The organism is Burkholderia dolosa (genome assembly GCF_902499135.1).
GTDB lineage: Bacteria > Pseudomonadota > Gammaproteobacteria > Burkholderiales > Burkholderiaceae > Burkholderia > Burkholderia dolosa.
Window position 1 is genome coordinate 1 of record NZ_CABVPR010000007.1, and the last position, 14,315, is coordinate 14,315.

Consider the following 14,315-nt stretch of genomic DNA (forward strand, 5'->3'; position numbering starts at 1 on the left):
GGCTCGGTCGGCGGCACGTTCTGGCAACGCGGTGCATGGGAAGGCGTCGCCGCGTATGTCGCGGTGCTGCTGGTGCTGGCGCTGCTGGCCGCGCGCCGGTTGATTCGCGCTGAACACGCACGGTAAGCGCCGAAGCGCGCGGATCGCCGACGCGCATCGGTTCGCGCCCGTGCCGGTGCGGCGCCGGCCGAATGCGGCACGACCCGCACATTGCGCCGGCGGCACCGGCGCCTAGACGCTCACATCGCGCGCACGCACATCGACTTTGCAGATCGCCGCGATCGCATTCGTTATCTCGTCGCGCAACGACGGCCAAAGTACTGAAAAGCCCTGCAGCCCCTCGTCGTGCACGACCTGCTGCAATCCGGAACAGAGCTCGCCGAGCACGTGCTGGCCCACCGCGACGAAACCGCCGCTCATCGAATGCAGCTCACGTTGAACGGTATCGCCGTCCCCGGTCGTCACCGCGCGGTCGATCGACGCAATCGACGCGTGGGTGACCTGCCGCATCGCGAACAGAACCGTCTGCGGCAGCCCGCTCGACGGTCGGTGGCCGCCCGCCTGCGTGTCGGCCGCGCGACCCAACGCATGCGACAGCTTGCGCAGCGTCAGCGGTTTTCGCAGCAGCGCATGGATGCCGGCGTCGGCACAGCGACGCTCGTCGTCCGAGCCGACATGCGCGGTCATCGCAATCAGACGGAGCGCCGGATCGCGCGCGCGCAGTTCGCTCGCCAGCGACCAGCCGTCCATGTCGGGCAGCCCGAGGTCGGTCAGTACGATGTCGAAGCGCGCTCGCTCGACTGCGGCCAGCGCGTCGGCACCGCATTCGACGAGCGTCGCGTCGACGTCCAGCTCGCGAAGCTGGTCGGCCAACAGCAGCCGGCTCGCCGGATGATCTTCGACGACCAGCACGCTGAGCCCCGTACCGGCGATCGCGACATGCGATACATCCGACACTTCGGCTGACGCGTCGCCGCGCTCGTCGTCGCACACCGGCAGCGGAATCCGCACGCGGAACGTGCTGCCTGCACCGGGCGCGCTCGACACGGCGATGTCTCCGCTCATTGCGTCGAGCAGGCGTCGGCAAAGCGCGAGGCCGAGCCCGGTGCCGCCGTATCGCCGATGAATCGAATCGTCCGCCTGCCGATACAGTCCGAAGATCGCCGCTTGCGCGGCTTCGGGAATGCCGATGCCGGTATCCGCGACGACGATCTCCACGACGGGCGCGCCGCCGGCCGTCCGACCGGTACCGTGCGCGGCGTCCGACGCCGCATGCGCGGCCACGCGGACATGACCGGCGTCGGTGAACTTGATCGCGTTGCTCAGCAGGTTCGACACGATCTGCCGAATCCGGATCGGATCGCCGATGCGGTATGGAGACGGCTCCAGCGCAACGTCGCAGATGACGCTCAAGCCCTTGCGCTCGGCAAGCGGTCGAAACGATTCCGTCACGTCGTCCAGCAGCGCCGCGCAGTCGAACGGCACCGCATCGATGCGCAACTGCCCTGCTTCGACCTTCGACAGGTCGAGCACGTCGTTGAGGATATGCAACAGCGCGGTAGACGACGTATCGGCCGCATGCAAGCGCCGGCGCTGCGCGTCGGCAAGCGGACCGCGCTTCATCAATTCGAGGTTGCCGATCACCGCGTTCAGCGGCGTGCGAATCTCGTGACTCATCGTCGCCAGGAACACCGACTTCGCGCGGTTCGCCTGGTCGGCTGCGCGACGCGCTGCGTCGAGCGACTGCTCGGTCAGCTTGCGCGCGGTGATGTCGACGACCGTGCAAAGCAGCGCACTCTCGCCGCCATATTTGACGCGGACGAGATTGACGAGCAGATGCGTATCGGTCGTACGCTCGCCGCCGGCCGGCAGCGTGATCTCACGGCTGCCGATCAGCCGCTTGCGTAGCGTTGGATTCGCATCGGGCGCGCCGGCGAGCGATTGCCAGATCCGGCGCGACAACGCGTGCTCGGCACCGCCGTCATGACGAACCATGATCTCGTTTCGCAGCAACACCGCGCCGGTCGATTCGGCGATCAGCGCAAGACCGACCGGCGCGGTACGAATCAACGTGCGGTTCAAGCGCTCGCTGTCGACCAGACGCGTCGCGCGCAGATAGGACGGATCGAGCACCCGCCGCGTGACGAGCACGATCGCGCCGACCAGCAACGCGACGCCGAACAACGTGCCGGCAGCGATGCCGATCAGCCGCGGCGCCATCGCGCGCAGCAACATGCCGCGCGTATAGACGAACAGTACGTCCCACTGTGTATGCGGAAGCGGGCCGCGAACGACGTACCGGCCGTCGTGGAACTGCTGCGTGACGGCTGTCGCGTGACGCGCGCCCGGCTCGCCCGGCGCGCGCACCGCGCTCATCACGTCGTCGCTGCGATTGCCGCTCGGTGTCAGCAGCACGCGCTGCTCATGATCGACTACCGCGAATTCGCCGTTGTCCGCGTCGAGGATGCCGTTCAGGAAACGCGACGGCCGCATCGTCTGCACGATCAATGCGACCGGCCGTTGCCGTTGATCGAACGTCCAGTGCGCAAGACGCAGCACCAGCTGGCCGGAAACCGGATCGAAGCGCGGCGGCAACCATACGATGTCGGCGGGCGCGGCAGCGGGATTCGCGTCGGCGTCCCGCACGAGCGCCATCACGTCCGGCCATTCGTGCGGCAGCGCGGTCAGCAGATTTCGATAGCGCTCGAGCGGCGGTCCGATGCCCGACATCGCGTACAGCGAGACCGCCATATATCGACCGCTCGCACCGATCACATAGACCTGGCTCGGTGCCAGCTGCGCGCGATCGCGCCACATCGCGGATGCCAGCAGCCGCTCGCTCAGCGCAAGCAGCGGTCGGTAATCGGTCACGGGATGATCGGCATCGACGACCGCTGTCGCCGCGTACGTATGATGGGTGCCCGGTTCTTCGTAGCGCAGATAACCTTGCTGCGCGAGGAACGCATCCTCGACCGGCTTCGATGCACGCCCGTCCGGATCCCATGCCGTATCGGACGCCGACACCAGGCGTCGCAGCAGCACGCTGTTCTCCGCCATCCCGACCAGAACGAGCGCCCTGCTGCTCAGAAAATGCGCACGCATCGCAGCCTGGTAGTCGGCAATCTCGAGCCACGCGACCGCCGCGCCGCACAACACCATGAACACGCCGAGCACGATGCCGCCGACATACACGAGCGCGCGCTGATATGCGCGCATCCACTGCGGGTCGAACTCGCGCCGTCGCGACAGTCGGAGCCGCAGCCGTCTTGCCGGTCCTCTCACGAACAATTGCATATCCGGCGCTCAGGCACCGGGCGATGCATCGTCCGGCCCCGGCACGCCGAGCACTGCGTCGTCGCGAATGAGGTCCGCGTCGCGGGTAATGCCGAGCTTCCTCATGGCCGACAGTTTCTGCGCGCTGATCGTCTTCTTGCTGCGATGCAGTTTTTCGGCGATTTCCGACACCTTGTACCCTTCGCGGAACAAGCGGACGATTTCCGATTCGCGATCCGACAACATGACGTCGACGCCATCGATTTTCCGCAGGACGGAGGCAATGGACGGAGACAGATACTGTCCGTCCGAATAGGCGGCATGCACGGCCACTACCAAATGCGACAACGCATCGGACTTGCTGCAGATGCACTGGACGCCGAGTTTTTGCAACGCGCGAAAAACCGTCGGCGAATTGAGCATCGTCACCGTCACGTAGCGCAATTTCGGGTAGCGCCGATGCAAGAATGCGAGCAGCGTCAGTCCGTCGCCATATTGCCCGGTCGGCATCACATAATCGAGCACGAGCACGTCGCACGGCGACGTATCGAGTTTCTCGATCAGCATCGAGGTATCGGCCACCATCGCGACCACCTCGATCGTCGCCACACGACTCAACGTTTCTGAAATACCATGGCCCGTCACCGGATGATCGTCCGCCACGATCACCCTCACCAGGAATTCGCTCATCGGACCTCCTGCTCAAAGCCGTGGCGCGGTTACGTTATGTGTCTTCTTATCCGAAGAACCGGCCGGAATTATATCTCAGTAATATCGATTTCCATGAATCAAACGACTGCAACGGTCGGAATTACCGCTAATTGACGGAATCTTCTCGACATATAAAAAATGCCATCGCACCGCATATTATCTTCAAAAAAACGGGGACACGGATTGTGCTTATCCAGCGTTGAAACTGAAAATCGCGGTAAAGACGTGCCGCGCAATATCGCAGTCATTTGGCGCCGTCGACGACAGTCACGATGCTGACGCGTGCAACGGCATCCTGAACGCGTGGGCGCCGAGCCAGTCCGTCGATCGTGATCATTCGGGTCCGGTACTGTGCGGACGTGTCGACCACGGACACGATCGCTCACCGGTTCGACGTTCGAATGCCGGTGTCCGCTTCACGCAGCCCTGTCATCGAGACGGCAGCCGCACTGCCGCATTCGTGTCGCGCAATGCAAGCGCGCGCTTCCGAATACCGTCGGGCACGGCGACGAGCGCGACAAGCGGCGACGCCGGTCCTTGACGGATCACCCGGCGCCGCGCAGGACGACTTCCATCTTCATTGCCCGTGGACGGCAATGCTCAGTGGTGCTCGAACAGCCGCTCGGTGTCGTTCGACGCGAGTGACGTTGCGGCTGCGACGTGGCCGGACGTCCGGGCGTCCGCGTCCGGCTGAGCTGCCACCGATTCCCGTGCGGCGACCTTGGCTTCCGCTGCCTGGACGTCGTCGGGATAGTACGGGTCGCTGGCGACCGGCCGATAGCCGGCTTTCTCGACGCGCACGAGATCGGCGCGCACGTCGGCACGCGTGAGCGAGCCGTCGACGGTTTGCGCGAACGCGGCGACCGGAGCGCCAAATGCACAGCAGAGCAGTACCGCACGAATCCAGTTCTTCATGATGTTCACCTTTCGAAATGACGTGACCGTGTCCGCAGAACGAGCCGGACCTTCGCTCTCCATTCGATGCGATGAAGAGTTGGTACGTATTCTGGGTGTCCGGCACTGTCCGGAAGGTGAGCGTTCGATTACGGTTTTGTCATGCAGCGCGCCCGTGTGACGGCGCGGGCCGCAGTCGGATCATGCAGACGCGTCGATCGGGCGTACTTCGGGAATCATCGCGGCCTGCCCGCGGTAATGCCCGTCCCGATCGGTCAGCTGCCATACGGTCGCATGCTCGATCCAGAAGCGCGTGCCGGACTTGGTCACGCGCACGCCGCGATATCCGGACACGAACCCGTCGCGCGCGACCTGGTCGAGGAACAGCTGGCGCTCGCGACGCTCCATCGGTTCGGCCGAAAGACGCGACGGCAATGCCGTCAGCTCGTCCCAGTCGTAGCCGAAAATCGCCTGCGCGCGCTTGTTGCCGTACACGAACACGGGGTCGGCCGACGTGTCGTGCGCCAGCACGCCGAACGGCGCCGCTTCGTACAGCCACGCAGCACCGTCGGATGCGCTCATGCCGTCGGGCGCGAGCGGTCGGCCGAGAAGCCGGCGGTAGCTGTTGGCAAGGAGGAGAAAGAAGTCGGCATCGGTGCTCAACGACATCGGTAAGGCTCCTGCAATCGGCTGGACGTGCGAACGAACGATCGATCGTTCGCGAGCGGAGATTATAGAGAGGTCGTCGCGCGCTGTCGTCGAAGCCGCGGCGCGAGCCAGCCGAACACCCGCGCGCGGCGCCATGCGCGGCCTTTTTGACGGCATCGTGCCGGCCCGCGTTTGGCTCTAAAATGCGGGGCTATCCGTACCGGGTCGTTAAACAGAAACATCGGGTCGATACGATGCCCGTCGGAATTTCAAGCGCGGAGGCGATATGACTGGTATGACCGCCGATACGACCGACCCGGTCGTCTTCGTGATCGACGACGACAGCGCGATGCGCGAAGCCGTCGAAACGCTGCTCGACTCCGTCGGCTTGCAGGTCAGGTCGTTTGCGACCGCGCACGCGTTTCTCGCGCTCGATTTGCCGGACGCGCCGAGCTGCGTCGTGCTGGACGTTCGGCTCAAAGGGCAAAGCGGCCTCGCGGTGCAGGAGCAGATCATGCGCGAGCTGCGCATTCCGGTGATCCTGATGACCGCGCACGGCGACATTCCGATGTCGGTTCAGGCGATGAAGGCCGGCGCCGCGGATTTTCTTCCGAAGCCGTTTCGCGGCCAGGACATGATCGACGCCGTCACGAGCGCGCTCGAACGCGATCGCAGGCGCCGCGCAGTCGAGCGATCCGCGGCGATACTGCGCACCTGCTATGAATCCCTGACGCCGCGCGAGCGCACGATCATGACGATGGTGGCCAACGGCCTGCTGAACAAGCAGATCGCGACCGAGCTGAACCTGAGCGAAATCACGGTGAAGCTGCATCGCGGCCAGGCAATGAAGAAGATGAAATCGCCGTCGCTCGCCGATTTCGTGCTGAAGGCCGAAGCGCTGGGCCTCGTCGATCGCGACAACCGTCTGATCGAACATGCGTGAGCGCGCGTCGCCGCGCTCTTGCATCGGACGCGACGGCGGTCCGACGGCATCGCAATCCGACGGAAAACTCCGCCGGCCATGAACGACGCACCGAATCTGCGGCGCTTTCCCGACCGCGCCGACCGTTCGGAGCAAACCCGGCTGCCGCCCATGTCTTCGCTGCCCGACACCGCCCCGCTCGCACCGCGCGTCGCCTCCCCTGCCGTCTACGACGACGGCGACCTGCTGCGCTCACACGCTTTGTCGACGGACCGGCATGGCCATCGCATCGCGGTGCTGGTCGCGCAGTCGAGACGCGGCGCGTCCGACATCGCTGCGTTCGAGCGGCTGCTGAACGAATACCGGATGCGCGACAAGCTCGACCGCGCATGGGCGATGCGGCCGCTCGATCTGCAAAGGCGCGGCGACAGCGTCGCGCTCGTTCTGGAAGACGCCGGCGGCATTCCGCTCGAACATCTGCTGACCGAGCGGCTGCCGACCGCGCGCTTCCTGAATCTGGCGATCGCGATTGCCGCCGCGGTTCGCCGAATGCACGCGTGCGATATCGTGCATCGCGATCTGAAACCCGCTCACCTGTACGTCGACGAAGCCGATGCTCGCGTCAGAATCACCGGCTTCGGGATCGCATCCGACGCGCCGCGCGGCGATGAAGCAGCGAGCCCGCCCGACGTCATCGCCGGCACGATGGCATACATGGCGCCGGAGCAGACAGGCCGGCTGAATTGCGCGGTCGATGCGCGCAGCGACCTGTACGGCATCGGCGTGGTGTTCTACCGGATGCTGACGGGCACGCTGCCGTTCGACGCGACGAGCGCGGCCGAGTGGATTCACTGCCACACCGCACGCAAGCCCGTCGCACCCGATCGGCGTGCGGAGCAGGTCGATCCCGCGCTGTCCGCGATCGTGATGAAACTGCTCGAGAAGGAGCCGGCGAGACGCTACCAGAGCGCGGCCGGACTCGAGAACGATCTGCGGCACTGCCTGGCCGAGTGGTCCGCGCACGCGACGATACGTCCGTTCGATCTCGGCGACGCGGATCTGCCCGATCGACTGTCGGGACCGGTCCGGCTCTACGGTCGCGAGCGTGAGCTGGCACGCTTGACGCGCGCGTTCGAGAACGCCGCCGACGGCGCGCCGGCCGGCTTCGTGCTGATTTCCGGCTATGCCGGCATTGGCAAATCTTCGTTGGTCCGCGAGCTGCAAACGGCAGTCGGGCCGTCGCGATGCACGTTCGCCGTCGGCAAGTGCGACCGGCAGAACACGCAGACGCCTTATGCAGCGCTGGCCGTCGCGCTGACGAGCGCGATCCGCTCGCTGCTGACCGAGCCCGAACACGAACTGTGCCGCTGGCGCGATGCGATCCGCGACGCGCTCGGGCCGAACGGGAAACTGATCACCGATTTCGTGCCGTCGCTCGCCGCGCTGATCGGCGAGCAGCCGCGCGTGCCCGACCTGCCGCTGCAGCACGCGCACACGCGTTTTCAGCGGGTATTGCGCCGGTTCATCGACGCGTTGACGCAGCTCAAGCCGCCGCTCGTGCTGTTCATCGACGATCTGCAGTGGGCCGACGCGGCCACGCTCGACCTGATGGAACGCATGACCGGCGCGTCGGCCATGCCGCGGATGCTGCTGATCGGCGCCTACCGCGACAACGAAGTCGGCGCCGGGCATCCGCTGCCGCCGACGATTGCACGGATGAAGTCGGCCGGCATCGCCGTCGACGACATCCGGCTGACGCCGCTGACCGCACCTCAGGTGAACGCGTTGGTCGGCGACGTCCTGCGGTCCGACAGCCGGCTCGTGGAGCCGCTCGCGCGCATCGTGCATTCGAAGACCGCCGGCAACCCGTTCTTCGTCGTGCAGTTTCTGCACGCGCTCGCCGAAGAAAACTTGCTCGAGATCGACCGGGCCGCAGCGCGCTGGTCATGGGACGTGCAGGCGGTCAGAGGCGCGCGGTACACCGACAACGTTGCGGACCTCACCGCAACGCGACTCGCGCGCGTGCCGGATGCATGCAAGGACGCGCTTTGCAAGCTCGCGTGCGTCGGCTACCGCGCCGCCGCGCGCGAGCTTGCGATCGTCTGCGGCAGCACCGAAGATGCGCTGCACGCGACGCTTCGGTTCGCGCTCCGGCAGCAGCTCGTCGAACGCACAGGCGACACGTACCGGTTCGCACACGACCGGATTCAGGAAGCCGCCTACGCGCTGATTCCGGACGACGCACGCGCGGACACCCATTTGCAGATCGGCCGCTCGTTGTTGCCGCAACTGTCGGACGGCGACGACGATGCGCTGCTGTTCGACGTCGTCGGTCAGTTCAATCGGGCCGCGGATTACGTGGTCGCGGCGCACGAACGGCACGCCGTCGCGATGCTCAACCTGCGGGCCGGCATCCGCTCGAAGCTGTCGGCTGCATACGATGCCGCGTTGCGCTACCTCGGTGCGGGAGCGGCATTGCTGCCGCCCGGCCATGACGCGCGATCGGACGACGCCCGCTTCCGGTTCGAACTCGAACTGGCCGAATGCGAGTTCCTGACCGGGGAGCTCGCTGCAGCGGAGCGTCGTCTTGCCGCGCTGCGCGTCGACACGCGCGATCCGATCGCGCTGGGCCGCGTGACCGTGCGTCGCATGGAGGTCTATACGGCGCTCGATCGAAGCGACGACGCGATCTCGGTCGCGCTCGACTATCTGCGCTGCGTCGGGATCGACGTGCCGGCCCGCCCGTCCGACGACGAAGTCCGCGACGAATACGTCGAACTTCGCCGGCGCGCGGCCCGCCTGACGATCGACGACATCGCCGGGCTGCCGTCGATGACCGACCCGGTAACGCTGACCACGCTAGAAGTCCTGACGCGTCTTCTGTCCGCCGCGTGCTTCACCGATTTCAACCTGAATTCGCTGATCACGTGCAAGGCGATCAACATCAGCATCGCGAGCGGAAATTGCGAGGCGTCCTGTGTCGCGTACGGCACGTTGAGCCGGATTGCCGGGCCGCGCTTCGGCGATTTCGAAATCGGCATCCGGTTCGGCGAGGCCGGCTATCGCATCGCCGAGCTGAATGCAGCGCACCGCTTCCACGCGAGCACGTGCATGGTGTTCGCGATCTTCACGATGCGCTGGACGATGCACGTGCGGCTGTCCGAGCCGGTGCTCAGACGTGCGTTCGCAGCCGCCGACAAAGCGGGCGATCTGCTGTACGCGTCGTATTCGCTGAACTGCCTGAACACGAATTTCCTGTTTGCCGGCGACCCGCTCGCATCCGTGCACGACGAAGCCGAACGCGGGCTCGCGTTCGCGCGCAACGCACAACACGGCCTCGTCGTCGACATCATCTCGACCCAGCGCGCACTCGTTCGCACGCTGCGCGGGCAAACGCGGCGATTCGGCTCGTTCGACGACGCGCAATTCGACGAACGCGCGGTCGAAGCGCGGCTGGCGAGCAGCCGCAGCCTCGCGATCGCCGCATGCTGGTACTGGACGCGGAAAATGCAGGCGCGCTACCTGTGCGGCGACTACGCGTCGGCACTCGACGCGCTGCATCGAGCCGAACCGCTGATGTGGACTTCGTCGATGTTTCTGGAAGAAGCGGAGTTCCACTTCTATGCGGCGCTCACGCTGACCGCCGCGATCGATCGTGCGGCGCCCGACGCGCGTGCCGGCCTGCTCGAGCGCGCGGCCGGTCATCGCGCGCGCATCGACGTGCTCGCAAGCCGGTTCCCCGAAAACTTCGCCGATCGCGCCGCGCTGATCGGCGCCGAGCTCGCGCGCATCGAATCGCGCACGCTCGATGCCGAGCATCTGTACGAACGCGCAATCGCTTCCGCGCGCGCGAACGACTTTCCGCATCAGGAGGCGATCGCGAGCGAACTGGCCGCGCGTTTTTACCGCGCGCGCGGCTTCGCGATCGTCGCGGACGCGTATCTGCGCAACGCGCGCTACGGCTACGTGCGCTGGGGCGCGCTCGGCAAGGTGCAGCAGCTCGACGAGCTCGGCGCTCGTCCGGGCGACGACGTGCACGGCGGCGATCGACGCGACACGATACGATCGACGGCCGGCGAAGTCGATTACGCGATGCTGATCGACGTGTCGCAGCGCGTATCGTCCGAACTCGTGCTGGAAGACGCGATCGACACGTTCATGAAGGCCGCGCTCACGCACTCCGGCGCCGATCGCGGCCTGCTGATCCTGACGTCCGACGGCCACGCGAGCATCCACGCGGAAGCCACGGTTCGCGACCGCGCGGTGACCGTCGAACAGGAAAGCTCGCCGCTCGATGCCCGCCGCCTGCCGATGACGGCGATCAACTACGTGCTGCGCACGCGCGAGGTCGTATCGAGCCCCGACGCTCTGAACGATCCGCTGTGCGCGGCCGACCCGTATACGGTCGCACATGGCGTGCGCTCGATTTTGTGCATTCCGCTGGTGCGCCGCGACGCGCTCACCGGCACGCTGTATCTGGAGAGCCGGCTCGCGGCCGGCGTGTTCGCGCCGGCGCGGCTCGCCGCGCTGCGCGTGCTCGCGTCGCAGGTCGCGATCACGCTCGAAAACGCGCGCCTGTATCGCGAACTGTCCGACCGCGAAGCGCGGATTCGCCGGCTCGTCGATGCGAACATCATCGGCATCTTTATCTACGCGCCCGACGGCACGATCGTCGAAGCGAATGCCGCATTGCTCGATCTGATCGGCTACGGCCGCGACGAACTCGAACGCGGGCAGCTGAACTGGAAAGCGCTGACGCCGCCGGAATGGATCGACGCCGATTTTCAGATCCACGAGCCGCTGCTGCGCTCGACCGGCGTGCTGCCGCCGATCGAAAAGGAGTACTTCCGCAAGGACGGCAGCCGCGCGCCGGTGCTCGTCGGTGCGGCGATGTTCACGCCCGGCGGTCAGGACGGCGTCGCATTCGTGCTGGACTTGAGCGAAAGCAAGCGCGCGGAGGCGCGCGCGCGGGAAAGCGAGAGCCGTTTCCGCGAAGTGCAGCAGGAGCTCACGCACGCGAATCGCGTTTCCGCGGTCGGCCAGCTGACCGCCACGATCGGTCACGAGGTCAAGCAGCCGATCGCCGCGATGGCGGCGAACGCCGACGCCGCGCTGCGATGGCTGTCCGCGCAGCCGGCCAACGTCGACCGCGCGTCGCGCGCGCTCGAGCTGATCGTCCGCGACGCGCTGCGAGCGGGCGACATCATCGACCGGATCCGCAACTTCGTTCGTAAATCGCCGGTGCGGCAAGAGGTCGTGGACGTCAATGCCGCGATTCTCGACATCCTGTTCGTCACGCGGCGCGATGCGGAAAAGAACGGCGTCTGTATCGACACGGTGCTCGCGACGCCGTCGCCGCGCGTGCTCGGCGATCGCGTGCAGCTTCAGCAGGTCATCGTCAACCTGATCGTCAATGCGATCGAGGCGATGCACGCGGTCAACGAAGGGCGCCGCAGCCTGTCGATTTCCACGTCGAACGCCGACGGCCGCGTCGTGGAAATCAACGTGACGGATTCGGGGCCCGGCGTGCCGGCCGCGCATATGGAGCGGCTTTTCGAACCGTTCTTCACGACGAAGGACACGGGAATGGGCATCGGCCTCGCGATCGCCCATTCGGTCGTGCATGCGCACGGCGGCCAGCTGCGCGCGACGGTTCACGAACCGTCCGGCACGACGTTCCAGGTCACGCTGCCGTCGGCCGGCGCGTGACGGCACCGTACGCGTTTCGTCCATCGCCACGTGCGAGCGCTTGCCGGCATCGCGATGCGGTTGCATGCGATTCCGAAAAATCCGTGCCTCGATAGAACGACACGCCGGACACCTCTCCTAATCTGCGACGAGCACCCATCCCGCAGACGATTGAACTCGCGAACAGGAGAAGACGAATGGCGAAAGTGCTTTGCGTTCTGTACCCCGATCCGTCCACCGGCTATCCGCCGCACTACGTGCGCGACGACATACCGGCGATCGGCGCCTATCCGGGCGGCCAGCGGCTGCCTTCGCCGCAAGGGCCGCTTGGTTTCAAGCCCGGCGAGCTCGTCGGCTGCGTGTCGGGCGAGCTGGGGCTGCGGCCGTATCTGGAAGCGCACGGTCACGAACTGGTCGTAACGGGCGACAAGGACGGCCCGGACTCCGTGTTCGAACAGCACCTTCCGGACGCCGACGTCGTGATTTCGCAGCCGTTCTGGCCTGCGTATCTGACGCGCGAACGAATCGCGAAAGCAACGAAGCTGAAGCTCGCGCTGACCGCCGGAATCGGATCGGACCACGTCGATCTACAAGCGGCGACCGAGCGCGGCATCGTCGTTGCGGAGGAAACGTTCTCGAACAGCATCAGCGTGGCGGAGCACGTGGTCATGACCGTGCTCGCGCTGGTCCGGAATTTCCTGCCGGCCCATCGCTTCGCGGTCGACGGCGGCTGGAATATCGCCGATTGCGTGAGCCGCAGCTACGATCTCGAAGGCATGCACTTCGGTACGATCGGCGCGGGCCGCATCGGCCTCGCGGTGCTGCGCAGGCTGAAGCCGTTCGACGTACATCTGCACTACCACAGCCGCCATCGTCTATCGGCCGATCTCGAACGCGAGCTGGGCCTGACCTACCATGCGAGCGCCGAATCGCTGGTACGCGTCTGCGACGTGATCAATCTGCAATGTCCGCTTTATCCGTCCACCGAGCATCTGTTCGACGACGCGATGTTCAGCCACGTGAAGCCGGGCGCCTACCTGATCAACACCGCGCGCGGCAAGCTGTGCGATACGGACGCGGTCGTACGCGCGCTCGAGTCGGGCCGTCTCGCCGGCTACGGCGGCGACGTGTGGTTTCCTCAGCCCGCGCCGGCCGATCATCCGTGGCGCCGGATGCCGAACGGAGGCATGACGCCGCATATCTCGGGCACGTCGCTGTCCGCGCAGGCGCGCTACGCGGCCGGCACGCTCGAGATCCTGCAGTGCTTCCTCGAAGGCCGGCCGATTCGTCCGGAATACTTGATCGTCGATGGCGGCAAGCTCGCCGGAGCCGGCGCCGCGTCGTACAGCCTGACGTAGCGCCTGCGCTTCACGGCCGGCGAAAGGCCGCGCGTCATGCGCGGTCTTTCGTTTCCAGCACGTAGCCGACGCCGCGCACCGTGTGGATCAGCTTCAGCGGAAACGCGTCGTCGACCTTCGCGCGCAGGCGCCGGATCGCGACTTCGACGACGTTGGTGTCGCTGTCGAAATTCATGTCCCATACGTACGACGCGATTTGCGTGCGGCTCAGCACTTCGCCGTGCCGGCGCGCGAGCAGCTGCAGCAGCGAGAATTCGCGTGGCGTCAGATCGATGCGCACCGAACCGCGTTTCACGCGACGGCGCACGACGTCGATTTCGAGGTCGCCGACCGCGAGCCGTTCGGTCTCGCGCGGCGGCCCGCGACGCGCGAGCGTGCGCACGCGCGCGAGCAGTTCGACGAACGCGAACGGCTTGACGAGATAGTCGTCGGCGCCGAGTTCGAGCCCATGCACGCGATCGTGCACGTCGCCGCGCGCAGTCAGGAACATCACCGGCGTCGTATGCGTGTCGCGCAGCCGCTTCAGCACGCTCCAGCCGTCGAGCACGGGCAGCGTCACATCGAGCACGATCACGTCGTACGACTCCTCCTGCGCGAGCAGCAGCCCTTGCGCGCCGTCCTTCGCGAGATCGACGCAGAAGCCCGATTCCTCGAAGCCCTTCTTCAGATACGCGCCGGTCTTCGGTTCGTCTTCGACTATCAGGATGCGCATGACCGGCTCCGAAGCGTGCGATCGATGTAGAGATTCACGCGATCGCGCACGAGGTTCGCGCGCGGCGCGGGCTCGGCGCGTCTACCGGCCGGCTCGCGATTCGCGAAGC

At 66.1% G+C, this 14,315-nt stretch carries 8 protein-coding genes and 1 pseudogene; 4 read left to right on the forward strand and 5 right to left on the reverse strand.

The window, feature by feature from the left end; translation table 11 throughout:
* A pseudogene (locus tag BUB20358_RS28225) lies at window positions 1-126 on the forward strand (MFS transporter); the annotation flags it as partial.
* Between the two features lie 105 nt (window positions 127-231).
* On the opposite strand, the gene BUB20358_RS05170 reads toward BUB20358_RS28225, so the two are convergent.
* From BUB20358_RS05170 to BUB20358_RS05185, 4 genes are all read right to left on the reverse strand, one after another.
* Window positions 232-3,216, reverse strand: a complete 2,985-nt coding sequence (locus BUB20358_RS05170) for a sensor histidine kinase (RefSeq protein ID WP_081293525.1) — start codon at window positions 3,214-3,216, stop codon at window positions 232-234.
* Window positions 3,217-3,303: 87 nt separating this feature from the next.
* Window positions 3,304-3,963 (reverse strand): response regulator, encoded by a 660-nt coding sequence (locus BUB20358_RS05175; RefSeq protein WP_006767211.1) that lies wholly within the window; start codon window positions 3,961-3,963, stop codon window positions 3,304-3,306.
* Between the two features lie 621 nt (window positions 3,964-4,584).
* Window positions 4,585-4,899: a DUF4148 domain-containing protein gene (locus BUB20358_RS05180; protein ID WP_035976153.1), complete on the reverse strand. Its 315-nt coding sequence runs from the start codon at window positions 4,897-4,899 to the stop codon at window positions 4,585-4,587.
* A gap of 180 nt (window positions 4,900-5,079) precedes the next feature.
* Window positions 5,080-5,547, reverse strand: a complete 468-nt coding sequence (locus BUB20358_RS05185) for an MEKHLA domain-containing protein (protein ID WP_035975618.1) — start codon at window positions 5,545-5,547, stop codon at window positions 5,080-5,082.
* 265 nt (window positions 5,548-5,812) lie between these two features.
* Here BUB20358_RS05185 and BUB20358_RS05190 point away from each other — a divergent pair, with 265 nt between their 5' ends.
* The 3 genes from BUB20358_RS05190 to BUB20358_RS05200 all read left to right on the forward strand — a co-directional run bounded on the left by BUB20358_RS05190 (window position 5,813) and on the right by BUB20358_RS05200 (window position 13,494).
* Complete coding sequence (locus tag BUB20358_RS05190; protein ID WP_006767208.1) at window positions 5,813-6,469, forward strand: response regulator transcription factor; 657 nt, start codon at window positions 5,813-5,815, stop codon at window positions 6,467-6,469.
* Between the two features lie 78 nt (window positions 6,470-6,547).
* Entirely contained in the window at window positions 6,548-12,157 is a 5,610-nt protein-coding gene (locus BUB20358_RS05195; protein WP_006767207.1) for a trifunctional serine/threonine-protein kinase/ATP-binding protein/sensor histidine kinase, read from the forward strand.
* A gap of 176 nt (window positions 12,158-12,333) precedes the next feature.
* Window positions 12,334-13,494, forward strand: a complete 1,161-nt coding sequence (locus BUB20358_RS05200) for an NAD-dependent formate dehydrogenase (protein WP_006767206.1) — start codon at window positions 12,334-12,336, stop codon at window positions 13,492-13,494.
* 34 nt (window positions 13,495-13,528) lie between these two features.
* Here BUB20358_RS05200 and BUB20358_RS05205 read toward each other — a convergent pair whose 3' ends face one another.
* Entirely contained in the window at window positions 13,529-14,206 is a 678-nt protein-coding gene (locus tag BUB20358_RS05205) for a heavy metal response regulator transcription factor (protein WP_006767205.1), read from the reverse strand.
* Between the last annotated feature and the right edge of the window lie 109 nt (window positions 14,207-14,315).

Excerpts from the sequence above, each read along its gene's own strand:
- BUB20358_RS05190 (WP_006767208.1), top strand. The coding sequence starts at position 5,813 with ATGACTGGTATGACCGCCGATACGACCGACCCGGTCGTCTTCGTGATC.
- BUB20358_RS05185 (WP_035975618.1), bottom strand. The coding sequence starts at position 5,547 with ATGTCGTTGAGCACCGATGCCGACTTCTTTCTCCTCCTTGCCAACAGC.
- BUB20358_RS05170 (WP_081293525.1), bottom strand. The coding sequence starts at position 3,216 with ATGCGCGCATATCAGCGCGCGCTCGTGTATGTCGGCGGCATCGTGCTC.
- BUB20358_RS05205 (WP_006767205.1), bottom strand. The coding sequence starts at position 14,206 with ATGCGCATCCTGATAGTCGAAGACGAACCGAAGACCGGCGCGTATCTG.
- BUB20358_RS05175 (WP_006767211.1), bottom strand. The coding sequence starts at position 3,963 with ATGAGCGAATTCCTGGTGAGGGTGATCGTGGCGGACGATCATCCGGTG.
- BUB20358_RS05200 (WP_006767206.1), top strand. The coding sequence starts at position 12,334 with ATGGCGAAAGTGCTTTGCGTTCTGTACCCCGATCCGTCCACCGGCTAT.
- BUB20358_RS05195 (WP_006767207.1), top strand. The coding sequence starts at position 6,548 with ATGAACGACGCACCGAATCTGCGGCGCTTTCCCGACCGCGCCGACCGT.
- BUB20358_RS05180 (WP_035976153.1), bottom strand. The coding sequence starts at position 4,899 with ATGAAGAACTGGATTCGTGCGGTACTGCTCTGCTGTGCATTTGGCGCT.